The sequence below is a fragment of the Wolbachia endosymbiont (group A) of Beris morrisii genome (genome assembly GCF_964028185.1).
Classification (GTDB): Bacteria; Pseudomonadota; Alphaproteobacteria; order Rickettsiales; family Anaplasmataceae; genus Wolbachia.
In genome coordinates this window covers 972,767-995,041 of the sequence record NZ_OZ034760.1, presented here as the reverse complement: position 1 = coordinate 995,041, position 22,275 = coordinate 972,767, and the positions used below count along the sequence as shown (strand labels likewise).

28 protein-coding genes, 1 tRNA gene and 1 pseudogene are annotated in these 22,275 nt (G+C 35.9%); 14 read left to right on the top strand and 16 right to left on the bottom strand.

Going from position 1 to position 22,275, the window contains the following annotated elements; genetic code table 11:
* Positions 1-16: 16 nt before the first annotated feature.
* The 4 genes from ABWU69_RS05190 (at position 17) to ABWU69_RS05175 (ending at position 5,493) form a co-directional block, all read left to right on the top strand.
* Positions 17-1,453 (top strand): TrbI/VirB10 family protein, encoded by a 1,437-nt coding sequence (locus tag ABWU69_RS05190; RefSeq protein ID WP_265034484.1) that lies wholly within the window; start codon positions 17-19, stop codon positions 1,451-1,453.
* A 1-nt stretch (position 1,454) separates the two neighbouring features.
* Positions 1,455-2,447 (top strand): P-type DNA transfer ATPase VirB11, encoded by a 993-nt coding sequence (gene virB11, locus ABWU69_RS05185; RefSeq protein ID WP_265034483.1) that lies wholly within the window; start codon positions 1,455-1,457, stop codon positions 2,445-2,447.
* A 30-nt stretch (positions 2,448-2,477) separates the two neighbouring features.
* The gene (locus ABWU69_RS05180) at positions 2,478-4,490 is read left to right on the top strand and encodes a type IV secretory system conjugative DNA transfer family protein (protein ID WP_353285033.1); all 2,013 of its coding nucleotides are present in this window, start codon (positions 2,478-2,480) and stop codon (positions 4,488-4,490) included.
* 121 nt (positions 4,491-4,611) lie between these two features.
* Positions 4,612-5,493, top strand: a complete 882-nt coding sequence (locus ABWU69_RS05175) for a P44/Msp2 family outer membrane protein (protein WP_353285032.1) — start codon at positions 4,612-4,614, stop codon at positions 5,491-5,493.
* 63 nt (positions 5,494-5,556) lie between these two features.
* Here ABWU69_RS05175 and ABWU69_RS05170 read toward each other — a convergent pair whose 3' ends face one another.
* The 7 genes and pseudogenes from ABWU69_RS05170 to ABWU69_RS05140 form a co-directional block, all read right to left on the bottom strand.
* Entirely contained in the window at positions 5,557-5,688 is a 132-nt protein-coding gene (locus ABWU69_RS05170; protein WP_353285031.1) for a hypothetical protein, read from the bottom strand.
* Positions 5,664-6,503, bottom strand: coding sequence for a peptide chain release factor N(5)-glutamine methyltransferase (gene prmC / locus ABWU69_RS05165; protein WP_353285030.1), 840 nt, complete (start codon positions 6,501-6,503; stop codon positions 5,664-5,666). The genes ABWU69_RS05170 and prmC overlap by 25 nt, the downstream gene beginning before the upstream one ends.
* Positions 6,504-6,681: 178 nt before the next feature.
* On the bottom strand, positions 6,682-7,287 hold the full coding sequence (locus ABWU69_RS05160) for a hypothetical protein (RefSeq protein ID WP_265025957.1): 606 nt from the start codon (positions 7,285-7,287) through the stop codon (positions 6,682-6,684).
* Positions 7,280-7,432: a hypothetical protein gene (locus ABWU69_RS05155; protein WP_265034478.1), complete on the bottom strand. Its 153-nt coding sequence runs from the start codon at positions 7,430-7,432 to the stop codon at positions 7,280-7,282. The genes ABWU69_RS05160 and ABWU69_RS05155 overlap by 8 nt, the downstream gene beginning before the upstream one ends.
* Before the next feature lie 4 nt (positions 7,433-7,436).
* A complete protein-coding gene (locus tag ABWU69_RS05150) occupies positions 7,437-8,513 on the bottom strand; it encodes a recombinase family protein (RefSeq protein ID WP_265034477.1) in 1,077 nt (358 codons plus the stop codon).
* Positions 8,507-8,683, bottom strand: a complete 177-nt coding sequence (locus ABWU69_RS05145; RefSeq protein WP_265025955.1) for a hypothetical protein — start codon at positions 8,681-8,683, stop codon at positions 8,507-8,509. The genes ABWU69_RS05150 and ABWU69_RS05145 overlap by 7 nt, the downstream gene beginning before the upstream one ends.
* A gap of 146 nt (positions 8,684-8,829) precedes the next feature.
* Positions 8,830-9,454: pseudogene (locus tag ABWU69_RS05140) on the bottom strand (toprim domain-containing protein); the annotation flags it as partial.
* Between the two features lie 347 nt (positions 9,455-9,801).
* Between ABWU69_RS05140 and ABWU69_RS05135 the strand changes: the two are divergent.
* The 4 genes from ABWU69_RS05135 (at position 9,802) to ABWU69_RS05120 (ending at position 12,772) form a co-directional block, all read left to right on the top strand.
* Positions 9,802-10,455, top strand: coding sequence for a transposase (locus tag ABWU69_RS05135; protein WP_265034476.1), 654 nt, complete (start codon positions 9,802-9,804; stop codon positions 10,453-10,455).
* Positions 10,456-10,888: 433 nt separating this feature from the next.
* A complete protein-coding gene (locus ABWU69_RS05130) occupies positions 10,889-11,506 on the top strand; it encodes an AAA family ATPase (RefSeq protein WP_341812839.1) in 618 nt (205 codons plus the stop codon).
* A gap of 34 nt (positions 11,507-11,540) precedes the next feature.
* The gene (locus ABWU69_RS05125) at positions 11,541-11,987 is read left to right on the top strand and encodes an RNA pyrophosphohydrolase (protein WP_410541785.1); all 447 of its coding nucleotides are present in this window, start codon (positions 11,541-11,543) and stop codon (positions 11,985-11,987) included.
* The gene (locus ABWU69_RS05120; protein WP_265034474.1) at positions 11,984-12,772 is read left to right on the top strand and encodes a TatD family hydrolase; all 789 of its coding nucleotides are present in this window, start codon (positions 11,984-11,986) and stop codon (positions 12,770-12,772) included. The genes ABWU69_RS05125 and ABWU69_RS05120 overlap by 4 nt, the downstream gene beginning before the upstream one ends.
* 14 nt (positions 12,773-12,786) lie before the next feature.
* Here ABWU69_RS05120 and mdh read toward each other — a convergent pair whose 3' ends face one another.
* Genes mdh through ABWU69_RS05085 form a run of 7 tightly spaced genes read right to left on the bottom strand, consistent with a single transcriptional unit; the run spans position 12,787 to position 16,613 of the window.
* On the bottom strand, positions 12,787-13,737 hold the full coding sequence (gene mdh / locus ABWU69_RS05115) for a malate dehydrogenase (RefSeq protein WP_265025950.1): 951 nt from the start codon (positions 13,735-13,737) through the stop codon (positions 12,787-12,789).
* Between the two features lie 3 nt (positions 13,738-13,740).
* Entirely contained in the window at positions 13,741-14,313 is a 573-nt protein-coding gene (locus ABWU69_RS05110; RefSeq protein WP_265034473.1) for an NADH-quinone oxidoreductase subunit C, read from the bottom strand.
* On the bottom strand, positions 14,306-14,821 hold the full coding sequence (locus ABWU69_RS05105) for a NuoB/complex I 20 kDa subunit family protein (protein WP_164224545.1): 516 nt from the start codon (positions 14,819-14,821) through the stop codon (positions 14,306-14,308). Before ABWU69_RS05105 ends, ABWU69_RS05110 begins: the two co-directional genes overlap by 8 nt.
* Before the next feature lie 3 nt (positions 14,822-14,824).
* Positions 14,825-15,178 carry an NADH-quinone oxidoreductase subunit A gene (locus ABWU69_RS05100; RefSeq protein WP_006279576.1) on the bottom strand — a complete coding sequence of 118 codons (354 nt, stop codon included), beginning with the start codon at positions 15,176-15,178 and terminating at the stop codon, positions 14,825-14,827.
* Between the two features lie 18 nt (positions 15,179-15,196).
* A complete protein-coding gene (locus tag ABWU69_RS05095) occupies positions 15,197-15,565 on the bottom strand; it encodes an HIT domain-containing protein (protein WP_265034471.1) in 369 nt (122 codons plus the stop codon).
* Between the two features lie 3 nt (positions 15,566-15,568).
* The gene (locus ABWU69_RS05090; protein ID WP_265034470.1) at positions 15,569-15,823 is read right to left on the bottom strand and encodes a hypothetical protein; all 255 of its coding nucleotides are present in this window, start codon (positions 15,821-15,823) and stop codon (positions 15,569-15,571) included.
* A 16-nt stretch (positions 15,824-15,839) separates the two neighbouring features.
* Positions 15,840-16,613: a hypothetical protein gene (locus tag ABWU69_RS05085; RefSeq protein ID WP_265034469.1), complete on the bottom strand. Its 774-nt coding sequence runs from the start codon at positions 16,611-16,613 to the stop codon at positions 15,840-15,842.
* A gap of 179 nt (positions 16,614-16,792) precedes the next feature.
* Between ABWU69_RS05085 and ABWU69_RS05080 the strand changes: the two genes are divergently transcribed.
* Both ABWU69_RS05080 and ABWU69_RS05075 read left to right on the top strand, forming a co-directional pair.
* Positions 16,793-18,313, top strand: a complete 1,521-nt coding sequence (locus tag ABWU69_RS05080) for a UDP-N-acetylmuramoyl-tripeptide--D-alanyl-D-alanine ligase (protein WP_353285029.1) — start codon at positions 16,793-16,795, stop codon at positions 18,311-18,313.
* Positions 18,314-18,363: 50 nt separating this feature from the next.
* Positions 18,364-19,314 (top strand): complex I NDUFA9 subunit family protein, encoded by a 951-nt coding sequence (locus ABWU69_RS05075; RefSeq protein WP_265034467.1) that lies wholly within the window; start codon positions 18,364-18,366, stop codon positions 19,312-19,314.
* 8 nt (positions 19,315-19,322) lie between these two features.
* On the opposite strand, the gene ABWU69_RS05070 is transcribed toward ABWU69_RS05075, so the two are convergent.
* Positions 19,323-19,396 (bottom strand) — tRNA-Arg (locus ABWU69_RS05070).
* 635 nt (positions 19,397-20,031) lie between these two features.
* Positions 20,032-20,220 (bottom strand): hypothetical protein, encoded by a 189-nt coding sequence (locus ABWU69_RS05065; protein WP_265034466.1) that lies wholly within the window; start codon positions 20,218-20,220, stop codon positions 20,032-20,034.
* On the opposite strand from ABWU69_RS05065, the gene ABWU69_RS05060 reads away from it, so the two are divergent.
* The 4 genes from ABWU69_RS05060 (at position 20,195) to trxB (ending at position 22,093) form a co-directional block, all read left to right on the top strand.
* Positions 20,195-20,323: a hypothetical protein gene (locus ABWU69_RS05060; protein ID WP_265034465.1), complete on the top strand. Its 129-nt coding sequence runs from the start codon at positions 20,195-20,197 to the stop codon at positions 20,321-20,323. The genes ABWU69_RS05065 and ABWU69_RS05060 overlap by 26 nt on opposite strands.
* On the top strand, positions 20,310-20,435 hold the full coding sequence (locus tag ABWU69_RS05055) for a hypothetical protein (protein ID WP_341812840.1): 126 nt from the start codon (positions 20,310-20,312) through the stop codon (positions 20,433-20,435). The genes ABWU69_RS05060 and ABWU69_RS05055 overlap by 14 nt, the downstream gene beginning before the upstream one ends.
* 133 nt (positions 20,436-20,568) lie before the next feature.
* Complete coding sequence (locus ABWU69_RS05050; protein WP_265026395.1) at positions 20,569-21,168, top strand: peroxiredoxin; 600 nt, start codon at positions 20,569-20,571, stop codon at positions 21,166-21,168.
* Positions 21,155-22,093, top strand: a complete 939-nt coding sequence (gene trxB, locus ABWU69_RS05045) for a thioredoxin-disulfide reductase (RefSeq protein WP_341818204.1) — start codon at positions 21,155-21,157, stop codon at positions 22,091-22,093. Before ABWU69_RS05050 ends, trxB begins: the two co-directional genes overlap by 14 nt.
* Positions 22,094-22,275: the final 182 nt, after the last annotated feature.

The window sequence follows — 22,275 nt, the reverse complement described above, 5'->3', positions numbered from 1 at the left end:
CTGTGGTACATGCAATATGAATAAAGAAAGGCGTAACAATTCAGAAGATGAATCAGAAATAGAGAACAAGGTAGTAACAGTTGGCTCTAATCAAGGTCATAGGGCATTGATGGTCGTTATTTTAGTGCTTCTGGTTGGTGGAGTGTATTATCTCTATTTTAGTCCTTCTCCTAAAGAGGGTTTAGAAGTTATTAAAAAAGAGGAAACAAAGCAAAACGTTCAAGAATTGAAAGGAAAGTTGGAACAAGTTCCAGATAATGTAATGGTTCCTGAAAGAATAATAACTGATCCCTTACCACCCTTACCTCCTCTTCCTACACCACAAATCATACCAGAAATAAAACCAATAAAAAAAGAAGAAGAGAAACCAAAAGAAATCTCTGTGTCAAATATACCTATTTTGCCAAAGCAAAATTTTCCTTCTAGTAATGTTATGGGCAATTTACCTACCTCGTTTCCTACAATAGGGGGTGGCGGTTATCCTAGAGACAGACGTAGTGCACAAATGTTAACAATTTCAAGTGATGGTGGGGAGAACAAGGCTGCTGATGCTATTACTTCAGCACAATCGAGCAAAGCTACCAGAGTAGGAAAGCTTGGTTTAATGATTACTCAAGGTAAAATTATTGATGCTGTTCTTGAAACTGCAATAAATTCTGATCTGCAAGGAATGCTGCGTGCTATGGTGAGTAGAGATGTTTATGCAGAAACTGGTGATACAGTTTTAATACCTAAAGGCTCAAGATTGATAGGCAGTTATTCATTTGACTCGAATGTTGCAAGAGCCCGTGTAAATATAAATTGGAACAGAGTGATTATGCCACATGGAATAGATATTGCTATCTCATCACTTAGTACTGACGAGCTTGGTAGAGCAGGAATTGCAGGAATAGTTGATAATAAAATAGTAAGTGCATTATTCTCTTCAGTGGCACTTGCTGGTGTTTCAATTGGTTCAGCTGTTGTAGGACAAAAGGCCTCTAATCTTATTGGTACGCTAACTCCTATGGATGCGGTGAGATCCATCACTGTAACTGAAATAGATTTTTCTTCATTCAAAGATGTTATTGGTGAAGCAGCAAAGGGTAAATCTAGTGATAAATGGAAACTGGGCCTTGGAGCTATTGGAGAAATTCGTAATGCTAAAAATGAGCAAGATTTGCTGAAAATAATGAAAAAGGAAATAGCAAAAGCGCTAGAAATTGAGGAAGACAAGGTGACTATAAGCCTGGAAAATGTAAATCAACTGTTACAACAATTTCAAAGAAAAAGCAAGTCTGTTTATGATGAAGCAATCGGGAAATCAATCAATGATTTTTCTAAAGACATGCGGGATATAGTAGGCAGATCTACAGATAAAAAACCAACTATTTATGTTGATCAAGGCACTGCATTGAAAGTATTTGTTAACCAAGATATAGTATTTCCTTCACAGGCAATATTAAATCAATGAAATGAATTATGCTGCACTTGATACATATTTGGAGCCATTACAAGGCATATTTCAAGAAGAAGGCGTAAATGAAATATCAATAAATAAGCCAAAGGAAGTATGGATTGAAAATCGCGGTGAAATAAGGTGTGAAAAATTAGAAGTATTCGATCTTAACCATTTGAAATCTCTTGGCAGACTGATTGCTCAAGCTACAGAACAAAAACTTAGCGAAGAAGCGCCGTTACTTTCAGCAACATTACCAAATGGTTATCGTATACAGATAGTATTTCCGCCAGCGTGCGAGCCTGATAAAGTAGTAATGTCGATTCGTAAGCCTTCTAGCATGCAATTAGCACTCGATGATTACGAAAAAATGGGGGCTTTTTCTGAAACTGTTACAGAAGCAACTGATAATCTAGTTGACCGTCATTTGGATTTACTGTTAAAACAAAAGAAAATAAAAGAGTTTTTAGAATACGCTGTAATAAGTAAGAAAAATATTATAATTAGCGGTGGAACTTCCACTGGTAAGACTACTTTTACTAATGCTACTTTGCGTGCTATTCCAGCTGAGGAAAGAATTATTACTGTTGAGGATGCAAGGGAAATCGTTTTGAACGAACATCCCAATAAAGTCCATCTAATTGCCTCTAAAGGAGGGCAGGGCAGAGCAAAAGTAACCACTCAAGATTTGATAGAAGCGTGCTTACGTTTAAGGCCAGATAGAATAATAGTTGGTGAACTTCGTGGGGTGGAAGCTTTTAGCTTTCTCAGGGCAATAAATACTGGTCACCCTGGATCAGTATCAACCCTTCATGCGGATAGTCCAACAATGGCCCTTGAGCAAATAAAATTGATGGTTATGCAGGCAAATCTTGGCATTCCTCCAGATCAGATCATACCATACATTAGAAATGTGATTGATATTGTTATTCAGCTAAAAAGAACCGGTGGGGGCAAAAGAAGCATTTCTGAGATATTATTTACTAGATCTGCGAGCGAAAATGCTTAAATTTATACATAAGTTAAGGAAGAGTAGTTTATGAGTAATGGAAATCACCTGCGTAATATTCTCGTAGGAGGTGTAGTAGCTTTTAGCGTACTTGACTTTTGCTTCTATCTATCTGGTATATTGTTTGTTCTGTTTGCTGATGGTCCAGATGCTGTGGATTTTAAGGCAATTAATCCTAGTTTGACGCCTTTCCCTCAAGCTCTTTGGCCAACGATTTTTGATCATATACAATATTGTTGGCATCATCCAAAGTTATATAGCCTTGAGCTCAAAATCAAATTAATTATATCTTCTGCACTGCCTATCGTTGTTTTAATGATTATTTTGTGGAATTTAAGAGAAAGGATAATTGAGTGGCGACCGTTTAAAAAGAAAGAATCACTTCATGGAGACTCGCAGTGGGCATCAGAGAAAGACATACGAAAAGCAGGATTAAGAAGCCAAAAGGGATTATTGCTTGGTAAAGATAAAAGAGGATACTTCATTGCTGATGGGTTTCAGCATGCATTGTTATTTGCACCTACAGGTTCTGGTAAGGGTGTTGGCTTTGTAATTCCTAATTTATTATTTTGGACTGACTCGGTAATTGTACACGACATAAAATTAGAAAACTATGAAATAACAAGTGGTTGGCGAGAACGACAAGGACAAAAAGTATACGTATGGAATCCAGCGCAGCCAGATGGAATAAGTCACTGTTACAATCCATTACAATGGATTAGTGAAAAACCTGGACAGATGGTTGACGATGTGCAGAAAATAGCTAACCTGATCATGCCTGAACAAGACTTTTGGCAAAATGAAGCAAGAAGCTTATTTGTTGGAGTGGTGTTATACTTACTTGCTGCACCAGAGAAAGTTAAATCTTTTGGTGAAGTTGTGCGTACGATGCGTAGTGATGACGTAGTTTATAATCTTGCTGTTGCTCTTGATACAATGGGTAAAATACTACACCCTGTAGCATATATGAATATTGCAGCTTTTTTACAAAAAGCTGATAAAGAAAGGTCGGGTGTTGTATCAACCATGAACTCATCGCTTGAACTGTGGGCAAACCCATTGATTGATACTGCAACTGCGTCAAGTGACTTTAATATTCTAGATTTTAAAAGGAAGAAAATTACAGTTTATGTTGGTTTAACTCCTGACAACTTGACTAGGCTCAGGCCTTTAATGCAGGTTTTTTACCAACAGGCAACTGAGTTTTTATGTAGAAAATTGCCATCAGATGACGAGCCTTATGGCGTATTGTTTTTAATGGATGAGTTTCCTACGCTTGGAAAAATGGAGCAATTTCAAACAGGTATTGCATATTTTCGTGGTTATCGAGTTAGATTATTCTTAATTGTTCAAGATACTGAGCAGCTCAAAGGAATATACGAAGAAGCAGGAATGAACTCCTTTTTGTCAAACTCGACTTACAGAATAACTTTTGCAGCCAATAATATTGAAACAGCTAATTTAATATCGCAACTTATAGGAAACAAAACTGTACAACAAGAATCGTTGAATAAGCCTAAATTTTTAGATTTAAATCCTGCTTCAAGGTCATTACATATCTCTGAAACACAGAGAGCATTGCTATTGCCTCAAGAAGTTATTATGTTGCCACGTGACGATCAGATAATTTTAATAGAGTCGACTTACCCAATTAAATCAAAGAAAATTTTGTACTACAGTGATACCACCTTCACAAGAAGGCTGCTCAAACAAACTCGTGTGCCTACACAAGAACCATATGACCCAAACAAAGTTCTTTCTGCCGCTGCGAGCAAAGATAAGGTTAATAATGAGGGGAATAATGCTCTTGAGGGGCCTAATTCAGTTGATTATCCTGCTGAAACTAAAACAGAAGATGCAGTATATGATGAATCAGATGAATTTGCAGACGAAGATATTGATGATGAAGATATTGACGATAAGTTTGAAGATGATGACGAAGAAGATGAGGATAGGAGCGATGATGGGTTCGATGACGAAGAAGAGGAGGATGAATTTGAAGATGAGGATATTGACGATAAATTAAAAAATGACGAGAAGTAAGGTTAACTTTGCCTATTTTTAGCTCGGAAAAGTGCAAGTTATGCAAATAATTAGGTTTTTCATATTAAGCCATTTTTAATTAATTAGTATTAGATTAGCTATTTTAACTAGGGGAGTAGTAATGATTAGTAAAAAAACATTAGCGGTTACAGCACTTGCTTTATTGTTGTCACAACAATCTTTTGCAAGTGAAACAGAAGGATTTTACTTTGGTAGTGGGTATTACGGTCAATTTTTAAATAATACAAGCGTACTAAAAACAAGCACTACAGGTATCAAAAATTTGTCTATAAATGACAGGAATGCTGAGAACACAAAAGGTCAGTCACTAAGTGAGTATAAAGGAGATTATAATCCACCTTTTGCTGCAAATGTAGCATTGGGTTATACAGGGGAATTGAATGGCAACAGCTATAGGGCTGAATTGGAAGGGATGTATTCTTCTGTAAAAGTGGATAATATTGGTTTAACAAGCAATCAAATGACTGTATCGTACACAAAGGAAAAAGTTAAGAAGCAAGCAGACAACACTGATACAGAATATTTGTATCGTGCTATAGTCAATCACGACCAAATTGAGAACATATCTGTAATGGCAAATGTTTATCATCATTGGAAGGGTGACCGTTTCTCTTTTTCTCCTTACATTGGTATTGGAATCGGTGCAACAAGAATGACGATGTTTGAAAAATCGTCAATAAGACCCGCAGGTCAATTAAAAGCTGGCCTTGATTATCGCATAAATGAAGATGTAAATATGCATATCGGATATAGGGGTTTTGCTGTTGGTGGTGTTATTGATAGCAATTTTACGCTTGAAGCAGAAGCGTTCAGGGAAGTGGTAGACGATAAAGTCAGCAAAACAAGGCAGTATAATGAACTCGTTGACAATAATAAACCGATAGAGGCTGCGAAAACAGATAAAATAAATATAGGTAATCGACTATTTCACACACACGGCATAGAAGCTGGCCTTACTTTCCACTTTGCCAGCAAAGCTTAAACATGTTGCCCTTTAAAAAATGCATAAAACCGTTCCTGTCATCCTATGGCTTGACCATAGGATCTAGTTAAATATAGATCCCAGTGTCACGCACTGGGATGACGAGGTAGAGGGTACTGGGATGACATAGGATAATATGGGATGAAGGAGATAATACAAGAAAACATTAGCTATGTTCTTTTCACAACAATGCATCTCTTCATTCCCGCTAAGTCATATACATATTCCTGAAAAGCTAATTCGTATGAGGGGATTATTTTGTCAATATTGCTTTGATCTTCACCTATCTCCAATATCGCAAACCCATTTTTTTTAAGACACCTCCTTAATATTGGAAAAATGCTCAAGTAACAACTCAAACCATCAATACCACCATCAAGGGCAATTCTTGGCTCTTTTTGCACTTCAGCTTGCAAGTCTTTCAATTTGCTTCTTTTAATATATGGAGGGTTGCTAATTATCAGATCAAATGAGCCTCTGCACTCTGTCCATGAATTTGGAAATATTTTGGCTCTGCTGAGAAGATCATGTTTCTTTGTGTTCTGATAGGCAACTTTGTATGCTTCCAAGCTTTTTTCAAAACCGACGCCAACAGCATATTTATACTCACTAAGTACGGATATCAATAAACAACCTGTGCCTGTGCCAAAATCCGCGATTTTTAGTTTCTGCTTTTTATTTGGGTAATATTTTAACACTGCTAGGATTATTGTTTCACTATCTGGCCTTGGATCTAAAACATGCTGGTTAACTATAAAATTTTTACTCCAGAATTCACGATTACCTATTATTTGCGATATTGGATATCTTTCCGCTCTTTTTTTTGTTAATTTCCAAAATAAAAGTTCTTTCTCCATCGGCACTTGATCAGCATGGTTCATAATTATGAATGATCTTTCCACTCCAAGTACGTGCTGTATGATGATTTCACAATCTAAATGTGGTGATTCAACTTTATGTGACGATAATAACTCCGATCCTTCTTGAATTAAAGTGCTGATTGTTTTCATTATTCTAAAAATGTATTCCTTTCAGCCAAAAATAGCAAGATGAGCTTCCAGTTTAGGGTAGCTGCACTAAATCCCAGTGTCAAGCACGCAACTGTACGAACATTGCAATCTGCAGATTCAAGTAGCTTGACTACTTGGATCCAGCTAAGTTGGTGAGTATAAAAGTATAGCTTCTACGTCATGCCGCCGCGGCGCTAACACGTAGCGGGATGACGAGGTTATCGTCATGCCACCGTGAACCGTCATACCGCCGCGGTATCTCATCCGCTAACACGTAGCGGGATGACAGCAATCCTACGTCATACCGCGATTCATTCGCGGTATCTCTAGATCCCGCTAACAAGTAGCGGGATGACGAGTTACTATGCCGCCGCGAACCGTCATACCTACCCCTACAACAACATTGCAAGTATTGGTCTTTTTCCCTATGAGAAGAGTCTGGAAGCTCTTTTACTCTAAAAACGATGTTCACATTCTCGAAATTAATCTCTATTCGCTTAACTAATGTCCTAATAATATCACGTTTAGTTAGCCAGTCCGCATTATCAAGACTTGAGTTAATACTAGAGGAAAACCCCTCTAAATTTGTTACTATTAGAGTGAACTCTTCTGTGAGTTTTTTCTGATCAAATATCTTTTTCTTTTGTTCTTCAACCATTTTTAAGTTTTGTTTCATTGCTCTAATTCTTGGCTCAAATTCTTCTTGATTAATATACTCTTGAGCATAATTATCAATTAATCTTGCAATACCTCGTTTCAATTTATCTTCTTGTGCTTCAAGCAAAGCGCTTTTTTGATCTAGTGGTAAGTTCTGAAAGTCTTCGTTTATACTCTTCTAATATTCTATTCGGATTTTCTAGTAGATGCTTTACTTCTTCCCAAACAGCCATGTCTAATGTATCTGTACGAATTAATTTGTTGTTACACATTTTATTACCGCCAAAACGGCGTGCCAATACAACGATAATACACCTGAATATTAGTTTTTTTTCCCTCCTTATTCCTTGCAATACTAGCACCGTAATATGCATAATTACAAAGCTTACATACTACTAAACCTTGCAATAAATGTCTTGCTCCTCTTTGTCTTGTTCTTGCTATTTTTCTATTCTCAGCTAATTGTTCTTGAACTATATCAAATAAATCTTTGTTTACTATACTAGGTACTTTAATATAAATCCAATCCTCTTTTGGAACAGGATAAGTAGAATAATTATCTTTTGGTTGCTCGCAGGAGTTCTTTTTGGGTCTTATATGTTTTAATTTTACGCCTAACCTTATCTTACCAAAAGCTGCTTTTCCTCTATAAGCAGAGTTTTTTAACATACTCAAAACTACAGCTCTATCCCAATACTCTTTTCCTGTTCGTGTCTTAATGGACATAGCACCTAGCCTACGGCATACTTCTCCTATACTTGCTCTTTCTCGTCCTACCAAAAAAAATACTTTACGAACAACTTCAGCTTCTTCTTCATAAATTTCAAATAATGCTTGTCCTGTATCTGTATTTTTATTTATATAACGATAGCCATAAGGAGCAGCACTCATTACACTTATATCACCATTATTGGCTGCATAAATCTTTCCTCGTCGGCTTCGTTCCATGATTTTTGCACGTTCATATTCTGCTATCATACCTTGCATTTGTAATAGTGGTTGAGATTCCGGATTATCGCTAATTTGATAATTTGAAAAAATGACTTCTACTCCTAATTTCTTAAACTCTTCAAGTAATACCATCTGATATGCATACTTGCGAGATAAACGATCAGGAGAATGAATATAAACCTTATCAAGGTTACCCTCTGCTATTTTATCACGTAATTTTTCCAAACCAGGACGGATTATGTTAGAACCACTATAACCATTATCAATAAATTTATATTCATTTAATAATTTATGTCCATCCATACTAATTTGATTCTCTATAGCAGCAATTTGGCTTGCTATTGTACCTTCTTGTGCTTGTCTCCCTGAAGAAACCCTTGCATATAAACTCACTGTTACCATTTAACCCTCCTCAAATCTACTTTCTTACATTCAGAGTCTTCTTCCTTTTTGCTCACTTTTATTGGTTTACTTAACACCAATTTTCCATATGCATCTAATAGATACAACTCTGCTAATCGATTAACTTCATAACTACAATTAATACGAACTGTTAATTTCTTGTTGCCCACGAGCTCTCCCATTTATTATTCATCGAGACATATGGTTATTTGGTCACTAGCTCTATAAATAAATTCAACTCTCCGTTCTTTTTGTAGAAGCTTTCGGAAAATAGTTTTCTCTAGTTTTAGGTTTCTTGCAATATTGTTGGCGGAGTCCCAGATGCCATATGAAATAGCCAAGAAATAAGAAAGTCACTTTTTCCTACCTTAGGTGCACCAGCAAAGACTAAAAGTCCTCTTGGAGTTAAGATTCTTGGGGCAATTGTATCCTCCGGCATTGGTGATTTGTCACTCAAATATTGTCTTGCAGGAAATGAAACAAATCTCTTCGTCTTTAGAATATCAGTAGTTGGAGTATTAGTAGCAGGTAAATTTATACATGGGGTTGAAGCTAAAAACTCTTCAACATTTATTCCTTCTAACACACCATCTGCAGCATCCCAACCTTTTGGTTTATTTTGTTGGAATCTTAAGAGTAACAAGTGATGCAACACCAAGATCTGACAGCTTTTTGGCAGCATTTTCAGCATATCGTTTGCCTGCTTCATCATTATCTGGCCAAATAATAATATGCTTACCTTTAAGGGGTGACCAGTCTGTTTTATCAATTGGTGCGTTTGCTCCTGACATAGCTGTTGTTGCAGTAATTCCTTGTTCTATGAGCGCTTCAGCACATTTTTCTCCTTCAACCAAAATAACTTTATCAGACTTCAGAATGCCTGGAATATTGTATAGAGGTCTTATTTCTGGTGAAACATAATTCAACGTTTTAACATCAAATGAATGCTGGTACTATAGTAGATTACATTGTATCATTTTGCTTTAACTTTGACAGAGTTGCTTGGTGAAAAAGCTAGTGTAACTATGGATAAGTACGACTACACAAACTAAAAGTACTTATCCATAGTTACACTAATTTATAGAAGATGTAAGCCTAAATTTTCTTGTCATTTTTTATTCTTTTTAATCAAATAACTTGTTGACAGTAGAGACAGTATCTGGTTGTTATAGCGAAGATTTAGTTACCTTTATGTATGATCTGGGACATAATGTAAGTGTAGTAAACCCAGAAAGCTTTTGGCAAAAGTGAGTTACTTAGAAACAAAACAGACAAGTCAGATGCAGCTATGATAGTTAGATTTTGTATTGCTAATAAACCTAATCTTTGGAAACCTGCTCCTCCTGAAGTCAAGCGTTTAAGAGAACTTTATCGTTGTTTGCAAGCACTTAAAGATGACAAGTTGCAACAGATGAATCGCTTGGAAAATAAAAATATGGATTCCCGTTGTCAACAAGCCATACTTGAGGTCATTGCTACAATAGACAAACAAATTTCTGACCTAGAGAAAGAAATTAATGAGCATATCAATAACTACCCACACCTAAAAAATATGATAGAAAACCTTAAGACTGTGAAAGGTGTAGGACATATTACTGCTATTGCTGTTGTTGCGGAAATGCCATTAGTTGATAATTTTGATCATGCTAGGCAATTCACAGCCTTTGCTGGTCTAAATCCACAGCACTACCAATCAGGATCATCAGTAAATAAAAAAAGTCGAATATGTAAAATAGGATCTGAGCATATTCGCAAAGCTCTTTATATGCCGGCTATAGTAGTCAAAAATCGTAATTCTCATTTTCAAAAGTTTTGCCAGCGTTTAGCAAGTAAAGGAAAATGCCCAATGGTTATAATTGTTGCGTTGATGAGAAAACTAATGCATGTATTTTTTGGTATTCTTAAAAACAATCAACCATTCAATAGTGATTTAGTGAAATAATTTTAACAATAAGGAGTAACATGAGCTTATGCTCAACGGTTTTGAAATATATACTATTTAACATAAAAGACCGTGCTTAGAGTTCTAGTGCTATATAGGTTGTACCCTACCATTTCATTTTGATAGAGATACTCGGTTATCTTACAAAATAAGCCTTATTGTATAAGAAGACACGATGATAAGCTAGTGTAACTGTGCGCCTATACAAACTAAAAGCACAGTTACACTAATTTATAGAAGATGTAATCTTAAGTTGTTTTGTTATTTTTTATCTTTTTAGTCAAATAATTTGTTGACAGTAAAGACAGTATCTATTTTCAACGCGACTGTTCGTTAAAGGTATTACCTGCATCTATTTTATCATCATGTTTTTAGCATGTACAATGTACATACTTTTTATATAATTGAGAATAGCTTTTTACTAGTATTCATTATGGGCAAGACTCTCATCTACTTAATCGGCTTTCCAGGTAGTGGTAAGTCTACTACTGCAAAGGAACTGTGTAAAATCATTGATGCGGTGATAGTAAGCAATAATCTATTCAATAATATTATATTTGATATTGTTAAATTACAGAATGCTGAAGTTCCAGATGACCTATGGGAAAAAATTTTTGCAGTCAGAGAAAATATATTAGCAATACTGGAAAAATATTACGTAAAATTAAAACATTATATATTTACAAATGAATTGATAGAGGGTGATCCCTATGATCAGAAGATATACAACTCCGTGATAAATTTAAGTAAGAAAATGGGCGTAAAAATTTTTCCTGTAGTATTACATTGTAATAATGAGGAACTGGTAAAGCGTGTTCAATCAGAAGAAAGGTACCAGGAAAATAAAATTACTGATTCGGATTTTGCTATGAAAAGAATTGAAGGGAAAAGGCTATTTATACCGGAAGGTACACTTGAAATTGGTAACTCAAATTTAAGTGCAAAAGAAGTTGCAAAGAAAATTATTGAAGAGATGAAGGAAGAAAGAAATGGAAAATTAATTAAAACTTCCATAACAAATAATTTAACAACAGGGGATGCTTGTGATTAAGCAGAAAAGTGAATATCGTCCTTGTGTTGGCATAATGCTATTTAACAAACAAGGACATGTCTTTATTGGAAAACGCTTTGATAGCGACTCTTACTGGCAGATGCCACAGGGAGGGGTTGATGATGGTGAGGAACTGGAACAAGCAGCGTTACGTGAGTTGCTAGAGGAAGTTGGTACAGATAAAGCAGAAATTATAGCTAAAAACAAAGATTGGATATACTACGACTTGCCTGAAGAAGTTATACCAATATGCTGGAATGGAAAATATTCTGGTCAAAAGCAAAGGTGGTTCTTAATGAAGTTTTGTGGAGAGGATAAGAATATTGATATTAATTATACTGATCATCCAGAGTTCAAAGAGTGGCGTTGGCAAAGTGTAGATAGTTTAGTAGCCAGTGCTATATCATTTAAAAAAGAAGTTTATAAAACAGTGATAGAAGAGTTTTCTTCTACAATAAAAGCCTCAACAATAAGCTCATGATAGTAGATTCTCATTGCCACTTGATTTATTTTTCCGATGATGAAATACCAAAAGTAATTTCAAGGGCAGAGCAAAATGGTGTAAAGATTTTGCATAACATATGCATAAGCGTTAATGATATTCCTAAATTACTAAAAATTTCTTCATCCTATGATCAAGTTTACTCCTCTGTTGGTGTGCATCCACTTGATGCTGCCATAGAAAACGGTGAGTGTATACATGTTGATGAATTAGTTGAATTTACCAAAAATCAAAAGGTAATTAGTATCGGCGAAACCGGGTTAGATTTTTATAAATCTGGCAACAAAGACAATCAAAAAAAAAGTTTTGCATCACACATAGAAGCAGCAAGAATGACTGGGTTACCCTTGGTTATTCACACTAGAAATGCTGATAATGAGATGATTGATATGTTAAAGTCAGAAATGAAAACCGGTACTTTTGGTGGAGTGATGCACTGTTTTGCTTCTTCTAAAGAGCTTGCTTATCAATCTATAGATTTAGGATTATACATTTCATTTTCTGGGATCATTACCTTTAAAAATGCGAGCTTACTCAGAGGAATTGCAAAAAATGTACCGCGCGAGCGTGTTTTAGTCGAAACTGATGCACCGTATCTATCACCCGAGCCCTATAGGGGAAAAAAGAATGAACCAGCAATGGTGAAATACGTTGTTGATTGTTTGGCAGAATTATGGAATGAGTCACCAGAACAAGTAGCGGAGGTAACCACAAGCAACTTTTTTAGGCTGTTTACGAAACTTAAGCTCAAAGAAACTCTATAAAACCATTAATTTGCTTATGAACCTAAAGATTTCACCAGCTCTCTCACCGAGTTTACAGATTTATTAAACATTTTTTGTTCACTATCATTCATTTTAACTTCTAGGATCTTTTCAACTCCATTTTTTCCAATAATTACAGGAACACCAATAAACAAATCTTTCACGCCATATTCACCATTAAGGTAAGCAGCACATGGTAATATACGCCTTTTATCTTTTAAATATGACTCTAACATGCATATAGCTGAAGATGCAGGAGCGTAGTATGCAGATCCAGACTTAAGCAGATCAACTATTTCTTTTCCGCCATTGCGAGTGCGTTCAACTATTTCATCAACTTTTTTCTGCGTAATGAGACCCATATCGATAACTTGGGTAAGTGGAATGCCAGCGATAGAAGTGCAATTAATGAGTGGTACCATAGTGTCACCATGTCCTCCAAGCACAAAAGCAGATATATCTTCAACTGAGATATTTAATTCACTTGCAAGAAAATAACGAAAACGGGAAGAATCAAGCACTCCTGCCATTCCAACAACCATATTAGCTGGAAGGTTTGAAAATTTATGCACCACTGAAACCATGGCATCCAGAGGGTTGGTAACCACTATTACAAACACGTTTGGAGAATGTTTTTTAATATTTTCGCCAACCTCCTTCATTACTTTAGCATTGGTTTGCAGGAGGTCATCCCTGCTCATTCCTGGTTTTCTGGCAATGCCAGCGGTTATTATAATTGCATCGGAGTTTTTTATATCTTCATACCTATTTGTCCCAGTAATATTGACATTAAATCCATCAATAGGGGATGATTCTGCTATGTCGAGTGCTTTACCTTGTGGTATTCCATCACTAATATCAAGTAAAACAACATCACCGAGTTCCCTTAGTGCAATCATATGGGCGAGAGTTCCACCGATATTTCCTGCACCGATTAAAGATATTTTTTTTCTTTGTACTGTCATTTTCTACTCCTTTGTATTTACTTTTATGGTTTTACTTTCCCAAGGTGATAGGCTATCAAACATACGAAAATCTTGCGGTAAATCTATAGGATTATATACAACCTTTTTTGCCTCTATATCATATCTTACTTCCTCATAACCAGTGAGAGGGAAATCTTTTAACATTGGATGACCTTTGAATCCATAATCTGTTAGAATCCTACGCAAATCAGGGTGATCAGAGAATTCTATTCCATACATATCAAACACTTCACGCTCAAACCACGAAGCTGTGCTAAATATCTTCGCTACACTTGGAAGTATGTCGCTTTCACATAACTGAAGCTTTATGTGTACTCTAATATTATGCACAATGCTGAGCAGATTGTATATTAGCTCGAAACGCTTCTCTCTATTTGGATAGTCAACTCCAAAAATATCAACTAATAGTTCAAACCTACACTTTTCATCATCACGTAGAAAGAGTAAGTGCTTTTCAATTTCATCTAAAGTTGAATATATTACAATAATGCCATCATCTTTTTGAATGCACTCACACTTGGTCTTTTTTTGTATATGCCTTGCAGTTTTATCCATGCTTTATATTCTGAGTTCGTTTTATTTTGTTTTGTAGGCATAGCATTCCATATAGCAATGCCTCAGCAGTTGGTGGACATCCAGGGACATACACGTCAACTGGCACAATTCTATCACAGCCTCGGACTACTGAATAAGAGTAATGGTAATAACCACCACCATTTGCACAACTTCCCATAGAAATAACATACTTCGGGTCTGCCATTTGATCATAAACCTTGCGCAATGCTGCTGCCATTTTATTAGTTAGTGTGCCAGCAACAATCATCACATCTGATTGACGTGGGCTTGCACGGAACATTATACCATATCTATCAAGATCATAACGGCTGGATGCAGTATGCATCATCTCAACTGCGCAACATGCAAGACCAAATGTCATTGGCCACAATGAACCAGACCTTGCCCAATTCATTACATAATCTATTAAATCACCAAATTTAGTAACAAGAAACCCTTCTTTTTTATAACGACCCCAGTCATCATTAGATAGAATTTGATTTGTCATAAACTACTCCCACTCTAATGCACCTTTACACCATTCATAGATAAAACCTATAGTGAGTATTGCAAGAAATACCATCATAGACCAAAATCCACCATAGCTTATCTTAGATAAAGAAACAGCCCAAGGAAAAAGAAAAGCAATTTCTAAGTCAAATATTATAAATAATATTGAAACTAGGTAAAATTTAATGTCAAAATTTTTTCTTGCACTGGATAGTGGATTGAAGCCACACTCATATGTGGAAAGCTTTTCACCATCTGGCTTACTCACTGCAAGAAACATAGGCAATATACCTAAAGCAAAAGATACTACAATTGATACGCAGATAAAAATTACTATGGTTAAGTATTCGCTCATTTAACAAAACATATAACACTATGAATTTACATGCTTTCCTAACTTTTTACCACCTAAAATATGCACGTGAAAGTGTGGTACAACCTGCTCTCCATTTTCACCGTAGTTAGTGACTAATCTATATCCTGTTTTTTCTAGATTATATTTGTGTGCTATTTCTCTAACAGTTTTGAAAAAACTTATTATCTTCTCTTCAGGAGCTTTTAGAATGAAGTCATCATATGAAACATATTGATTTTTTGGTATAACTAAAATGTGAACTGGTGCGTCAGGGTACTTATCACAAAAAGCCAGTACATTTTCATTTTCATGTACCTTCTCACAAGGTAACTCACCTCTTAATATTTGAGCAAAGATGTTATCGCTATCATAAACTTCATTGCTCATATTTTAAGAGCGACCTTTCCCTCTTCCTTCGTTTTTCTCTACACTAGGTGTAGATAGTGGTTTTATCGTTTCACCAGAAGCATCTTCAAGATTTAAAGAGCTTACAAGTTCCCTTACTTTTACCATGTCCTGCTGTTCTTTCAAAGAGGTTTCTATTCCACTTACCCTTTTTCCAGTAATAACTCCTGGTTGTAAGTGATACATATCCCCAGGAACAGTTAGACTATGATGTCTTTCCTCTATTTTTATTTCACTCATAACATTCCCCTATAACTTATTTTTGCATTCCACAACTTTGCGACTTACCTGCTTTTATAGCTTCTTGCGCCCATTTTTTCTCACCTGAAGCTATAGTTTCTGAAGGCTGACCAGCCTTTAGTAACTCTTCGCTATTTGTAGGTCCTGCAGGTTTCGTAGCTCCTGATAACTGCTTTTGATTATCATATTCCTTATACAATTTTTCTGCAATACCATTTAGCAATTTTAAGTCTGTGTGAACTTTAAATTCTCCACCAGTAATTTCTGCCAGCTTCTTAAGGTCTTCGCTAACTTTATCAGCAATTCCTTGAAGAGCAAGCTTTTTTATCTCCTCTGGACTCTTTCCTTTAATGTCTTCAATTATTTTTTTAACATCAACTTCAATTACAATTTTGTTTTCTTCTCTAAAAATAGTTACATTCGGTAAACCTACTTTTATTTTACCCAATTGTTCATCGTTCAAATAAGGTATATCTCCCGTCAAAGTCCTTGACGCTAAAAAAGCTACCTTTCCTGTCCCTTTCTTTTGCTCTGTTATTTCTACACCAAGATTCTCACTAGCTTGTGTGGTTTCTATAGGTGGATCATATTCCCTTTTTTCTTTAGGTACATCTATACCAACAGCTTCCTTTAACGAAACTGTGGCATCATGTTTCATTTCACCCGTTGAAGCAAACGGCTTCTCTATAGGGTAAATAAGTGCTTTAGGCACAAGAGCAAGCACCTGACCTGTAGCTTTTACACCTGTTTTAACTGCTCCGCCTATCTTAGCCCAAATAGATTCTGCCATACATACCTCCAAGGTACTTTCTACAACTAAATACATTTTAATTATAGACGAAAAAATTTAAACTTCTATATCCATTATAAGATAGAATTATAGGGATTGCAACCATTATTTATACATTGTCTAAAACATGTGGTATTTGCTACTTTATTCAATTTACTTTAAAGAGTACTCTCTAAATTATGTTTAAATGGAACACAAATAATATCATTGATGCAACTGGTGGAAGAGGAGAGGGAGGTTGTTACAGCTCAAATATTTCAACAGACACAAGAAGCATAAAAAAAGGTGATTTATTTATTGCCCTCAAGGGAAAGAATTTTGATGGCCATAATTTTTTGCATGAAGCGTTTTTAAAAGGGGCTGCCGCTGCAATAGTGAGTGAGGGTAAATATAAAAATTTCCCTCTCATTATTGTACAAGATACCCTGAAAGCTTTGCACGATATGGCATCATACTATATTAGAAATGTTCTTGTTGACGCTAAAGTTATTGCAATTACAGGCAGTGTCGGGAAAACTACTACAAAGGATATGCTGCACACTGTTTTATCGCAATATGGAGTGTCCCATGCAAACGAAGGTAACTTAAATAATAATATAGGATTGCCTTTGACAATTCTAAAAGCTCCAAAAAACTGCCAGTACTTAATCCTTGAAATGGGAATGAATAAAGCTAGTGAAATAAAAGAATTATCACAGATTAGCAATCCGAATATTGCAGTTATTACCAACATCGAACCTGCACATACTGAAAATTTTTCATCACTATTTGACGTTGCACAAGCGAAGTTAGAGATTCTGTATGGTATGAAAAATAACGGTACTTTGATTTTGAACAGAGATAATAAATATTATGATTATCTCTCATCACATGCCAATAGAAATGTAATAAGCTTCGGTAAAGATAAAAATGCTGAAGTTTGTTTACTAAACTTAATAAGAAACGATGAATCTTCTGTCATTTCAGCACTATCTTCTGTCATCCCAGTGCCCAGACACTGGGATCCAGGAAGTTCAATTGCAAATGAGCATATCAGACGGTTGTATAATAAAGACTGGATTCCAGCGTCACGCGCTGGAATGACATCAAACCGAGTTGCTAATAGATTAAGTTTAAAAATCAGGCTGAGTGATAATCAAATTATAAACTGTAATTTACGTGTACAAGGTGAGCATTTTGCTTATTCGCTACTTGCTGTTGCAGTAGTTGTGCAAAGCCTCGGACTTGATTTATCAAAATTACCACTTGCACTTGAGAATTTTAGTGTAACGAAAGGTAGAGGCAATATTCATAAAGTCAAATACAATGGAAAATACATACATTTAATTGATGACTCCTATAACGCCAGCCCTACTTCGATGAAAGCTGCAATAAAAACTTTGAGTACATATTCTAATCAGAGAAAAGTAGCTTTGCTTGGTGACATGTTGGAACTTGGTGATAAAAGCATAGAATTTCATACAGATTTGGTTAAGACTGTCACAGAAAATAATATAGATAAAGTTTATACAGTTGGTAAATTTATGTTAGAATTACATGAGCTTTTGCCAGGTAATATAAAAGGCGTGCATTTTAATGATTCTAATCAATTGAAAAGTAATTTAGCTGACATTATTCAGAATAATGATGTAGTTCTAGTTAAAGGCTCACGAGGAATGAAAATGGATCTTATTGTACAAGAATTCATAATAGAATATTAAGTAAAATCATTATATTAGTTTACAGTAACAAATTATTAGGAACTTTAATTGTGACAAAACGTGTAATTATTTTTGGTGGAACGGGGTTTATAGGGAAACACATCGTAAGACGCTTGGCAGCAGAAGGATATTTAATAAAGATATTCACTCGTAATCAGGAAAAAGCTGCTTGTTTAAAATTGTGTGGCAATTTGGGACAAATATCAATATTTAAAGGCGATTTTTTTGATGAAAAATCAGTTCTGGAGGGTATGGAAGAATGTGATGTAGCCATAAACTTAGTGGGAATATTATATGAAGCAAAAAAGCACGATTTTTACGCTGTTCACGTTAAAATAGCTGAAAGGATAGCAAAAGCTGCAAAAATGAAAAATGTACCTATGATGATACATTTTTCTGCTATGGGAATAGAAAATAGCAAGTTGTCAAAATATGCTCAAAGTAAATTGGAAGGTGAAAAAGCTGTAACTTCAGCATTTCAAGAAGCAATAATAATTAGGCCAAGCCTTGTATTTGGTAAGGAAGATAACTTCTTTAATAAATTTGCAAGATTAGCAACTATTCTTCCTTTTTTGCCGCTAATTGGCAATGGAACGACTAAATTTCAGCCAATATGTGTAACAGACTTAGCTGAAGTGGTATATCGTATTATCAGTTTTAATAAGCAAGACAAGAAAATTTATAACATGGGTGGACCAAAGGTTTACTCTTTCAAAAGCTTATTGAAGTTTATTCTGAATGTTACTAACAGAAAGTGTTTGTTGATCAATGTATCTTTTCCAATGGCAAAGTTAATAGCTTTCTTTTTAGAAAATAAAATTATTTCTATGCTGCTAAAACCAATAACCGGAGATACGAACCCTGTGCTTACTCAAGATCAGGTGAAAGTTATGATGAATAGCTCAATCGAAAAGTCAGCTGACCTTGAAACAATGAAGGTTCGACCATTAGCAATTGAAAATGTGGTGCCAGAATACTTGAAGATTTATAGAAAGTATTGATAGAAGAGTGTGCCCGGTGGGATTCGAACCTACGACCCACAGCTTAGAAGGCTGTTGCTCTATCCAGCTGAGCTACGGGCACACAACATATATAAAATGCTTCTTAGTACAAGTGAAGTCAAGTATTTCGTGTGAATATGATGTTTATCTTGCAACACCTTGTCATTGCAGTTGTGTGTCACGCGCTGCCGAAATTGGATGCGAGAAGTCTATTTATTTTAGAAAATGTTATATAGAAACTTCCTTGACAAACCTCGCCACCCCCCTTATCATGAAACTGAAGGTATTCAGTTATCTTCATCTGTGCAGATTAAACAGCAAGAAAACAACGTAGTTGGCGTCTTATTTTTAATTTTTTGCACTATGTGCACCTTATGTCTTCACAACATTTCTGGGTTTTTACCTATATAAGCTGAAACGCGCTTATAAGTCGTTTAAGACAGTATAGTACGCCAATTTGCAGGATTAGAGAGTGACAACTAGCTAACACGGGATTTCTTTTGCCTTTTTTTCTGCTTAGTAAATTTCTTAAACATTTAAACTAAGGTGAGTTGCATTTAAAAGCAGCTAAATTGCAGTGTTTAAGGCTTAAAAAACGCCAATACTGAAAATAGACAATGACCAGGGTTTCTTTTGCCTTTTTTTTACTTGGTAAATTTCTTAATGTTTATAGCTAAAAGAGCCCAAGAGAGGTGTCATTCCAGTGCCCCTGTGATGTCATTCCAGTGCTTGACACTGGAATCCAGTTTTCCATATAATCTCATCGAAAACGTTGTAACCACTTTCTATGCTAGTTTGCTTGTAAACAAGCAAACTTTCCTGGATCCCAGTGTCTGGGCACTGGGATGACACCATTCTTTTTCCTGGATTCCAAACTGGGATGACAGCTAGCCTGACAATCGTCATCCCGCTGCTTGTTAGCGGGATCTATGCTAAAAGATACTGCGGCGGTATGACGGTTTGTGGTGGAATGGCGATAAGCTCGTCATCCCGCTTTGTTAGCGGATGAGATACCGCGGCGGTATGACGGTTTGTGGTGGAATGACGATAAGCTCGTCATCCCGCTGCTTGTTAGCGGGATGACAAGAAAGGAGCAGCAGGATGACACCATCATAAAGTGAAACTAGATTGTATCTTATCGGTAAAAAAGAAGAGCTATTTTAGGAAGTTTTTATAGGGTTAAAACTAAAGAAAACTTGCATATAGGTTCATCAAGGTGTAAAATTAGAGTTGTTTTAAAAGAATAGGTCAATTATGAATCTTGTAACAAAATCTGCTATCGATTTTACTGCTCCAGCCGTTCTCTCCGGCGGAGAAATTGTTGATGATTTCTGTCTGAGTAAGCGCATAAAAAATAAGTATGCTGTCCTTTTTTTCTATCCACTTGATTTTACCTTTGTCTGTCCAACTGAGTTGATATCATTTAGTAATAAAATAGAGGATTTTTCAAAACGTGGTGTTGAAGTTATAGGGGTAAGTGTAGATTCAAAGTTCTCACATTATAAATGGCGAAACACTCCAGTTAATGATGGTGGTATTGGAGAGGTTAGCTACACTTTAGTGTCTGATATCAAAAAGTCTATATCAAGAGACTATGGGGTCTTATATGATGACTCAATTGCGCTGAGAGCAACTTTCGTTATTGATGATAAATTTATTGTACGTCATCAATCGATAAATGATTTGCCTTTAGGGCGTAATATCGATGAATTCGTTAGAATCGTTGATGCAATTAAACATAATGAGGAGCATGGTGAAGTATGTCCAGCAGGGTGGAAGAAAGGTAAGCCAGCAATGCAGGCAAGCGATGAAGGAGTAGCTGATTATCTAAACTCATACAGTGAAGAATTATAGATTTAGTACAAAAGTTCTTATTATTGGATCCGGGGCAGCGGGTTATGCTGCTGCTATATATGCAGCACGTGCAAACTTAGAGCCAATTGTAGTAACGGGAATGCAGCCTGGTGGTCAGCTTACAATTACTACAGATGTTGAAAACTATCCTGGTTTTGTTTCAATACAGGGTCCAGAACTAATGGAGCAGATGAGGTTGCATGCAGAACAGGTTGGAGCAAAAATAATAGATGATGAGATAAAAAGCGTTGAACAACTTGAGGATTCTAATGAGTATAGGTTTAGATCTTCTGGTAATACTAATGACTACTATTCAGATGCAATTATAATTGCATCTGGTGCGCAAGCGAAGTGGCTTGGTTTGGAGAGTGAAAAGGAATTTCAAGGTTACGGAGTTTCGGCTTGTGCAACTTGTGATGGTGCATTTTTTAGGAATAAAGTTGTAGCCGTGATTGGTGGTGGAAACACTGCTGTTGAAGAGGCGATATTTTTAACTCGATTTGCCAAAGAAGTTATACTAATACACAGGCGTGATAAATTGAGAGCGGAAAAAGTAATGCAAGATAGGCTCTTTAAAAATGATAAAATAAAAGTAATATGGAACCATACCGTAGAGCAGATTCTTGGAGAAGAAAATCCGAAAAAAGTTACTGGTATTATAGTTAAATCAACGGAAGCTCAAGAATTGAAAGTCGATGGAGTGTTTATTGCAATTGGGCATGCACCAAATACAGGTATTTTTAAAGGCTTTGTTGAAATGGATGAGCAGGGTTATATAATTACGAAACCTGGAACAACTTTAACTAGTAGGGCAGGGGTGTTTGCTGCAGGTGATGTTCAAGATAAGGTGTATCGCCAGGCAGTAGTTGCCGCAGGAACAGGGTGCATGGCTGCACTTGATGCAGAGAAGTTTTTAGAGTCGTAATTAATTAACTCAGAATTAGGATTTTATAGCTAAAGTGACTTAAGTTCACCGATAATTTTAAAAACAAAAATTCGTCATTCCGCTACTTGTTAGCGGAATCTATGCTGAGATACCGCGGCGGTATGACACCTTTCTTGGGTTAGCTATAGATAAATTGCTTGCAATTTTCCTTTTTTTTTACA

Excerpts from the sequence above, each read along its gene's own strand:
- ABWU69_RS05050 (WP_265026395.1), top strand. The coding sequence starts at position 20,569 with ATGAATCTTGTAACAAAATCTGCTATCGATTTTACTGCTCCAGCCGTT.
- ABWU69_RS05080 (WP_353285029.1), top strand. The coding sequence starts at position 16,793 with ATGTTTAAATGGAACACAAATAATATCATTGATGCAACTGGTGGAAGA.
- ABWU69_RS05095 (WP_265034471.1), bottom strand. The coding sequence starts at position 15,565 with ATGAGCAATGAAGTTTATGATAGCGATAACATCTTTGCTCAAATATTA.
- ABWU69_RS05170 (WP_353285031.1), bottom strand. The coding sequence starts at position 5,688 with ATGCATTGTTGTGAAAAGAACATAGCTAATGTTTTCTTGTATTATCTC.
- ABWU69_RS05060 (WP_265034465.1), top strand. The coding sequence starts at position 20,195 with ATGACAGCTAGCCTGACAATCGTCATCCCGCTGCTTGTTAGCGGGATC.
- ABWU69_RS05110 (WP_265034473.1), bottom strand. The coding sequence starts at position 14,313 with ATGGATAAAACTGCAAGGCATATACAAAAAAAGACCAAGTGTGAGTGC.
- ABWU69_RS05190 (WP_265034484.1), top strand. The coding sequence starts at position 17 with ATGAATAAAGAAAGGCGTAACAATTCAGAAGATGAATCAGAAATAGAG.
- virB11 (WP_265034483.1), top strand. The coding sequence starts at position 1,455 with ATGAATTATGCTGCACTTGATACATATTTGGAGCCATTACAAGGCATA.
- ABWU69_RS05120 (WP_265034474.1), top strand. The coding sequence starts at position 11,984 with ATGATAGTAGATTCTCATTGCCACTTGATTTATTTTTCCGATGATGAA.
- ABWU69_RS05155 (WP_265034478.1), bottom strand. The coding sequence starts at position 7,432 with ATGTGTAACAACAAATTAATTCGTACAGATACATTAGACATGGCTGTT.
- ABWU69_RS05105 (WP_164224545.1), bottom strand. The coding sequence starts at position 14,821 with ATGACAAATCAAATTCTATCTAATGATGACTGGGGTCGTTATAAAAAA.
- ABWU69_RS05180 (WP_353285033.1), top strand. The coding sequence starts at position 2,478 with ATGAGTAATGGAAATCACCTGCGTAATATTCTCGTAGGAGGTGTAGTA.
- ABWU69_RS05135 (WP_265034476.1), top strand. The coding sequence starts at position 9,802 with ATGATAGTTAGATTTTGTATTGCTAATAAACCTAATCTTTGGAAACCT.
- ABWU69_RS05085 (WP_265034469.1), bottom strand. The coding sequence starts at position 16,613 with ATGGCAGAATCTATTTGGGCTAAGATAGGCGGAGCAGTTAAAACAGGT.
- ABWU69_RS05065 (WP_265034466.1), bottom strand. The coding sequence starts at position 20,220 with ATGACGATTGTCAGGCTAGCTGTCATCCCAGTTTGGAATCCAGGAAAA.
- ABWU69_RS05175 (WP_353285032.1), top strand. The coding sequence starts at position 4,612 with ATGATTAGTAAAAAAACATTAGCGGTTACAGCACTTGCTTTATTGTTG.
- ABWU69_RS05150 (WP_265034477.1), bottom strand. The coding sequence starts at position 8,513 with ATGGTAACAGTGAGTTTATATGCAAGGGTTTCTTCAGGGAGACAAGCA.
- ABWU69_RS05130 (WP_341812839.1), top strand. The coding sequence starts at position 10,889 with ATGGGCAAGACTCTCATCTACTTAATCGGCTTTCCAGGTAGTGGTAAG.
- prmC (WP_353285030.1), bottom strand. The coding sequence starts at position 6,503 with ATGAAAACAATCAGCACTTTAATTCAAGAAGGATCGGAGTTATTATCG.
- ABWU69_RS05090 (WP_265034470.1), bottom strand. The coding sequence starts at position 15,823 with ATGAGTGAAATAAAAATAGAGGAAAGACATCATAGTCTAACTGTTCCT.
- mdh (WP_265025950.1), bottom strand. The coding sequence starts at position 13,737 with ATGACAGTACAAAGAAAAAAAATATCTTTAATCGGTGCAGGAAATATC.
- ABWU69_RS05125 (WP_410541785.1), top strand. The coding sequence starts at position 11,541 with ATGCTATTTAACAAACAAGGACATGTCTTTATTGGAAAACGCTTTGAT.
- ABWU69_RS05100 (WP_006279576.1), bottom strand. The coding sequence starts at position 15,178 with ATGAGCGAATACTTAACCATAGTAATTTTTATCTGCGTATCAATTGTA.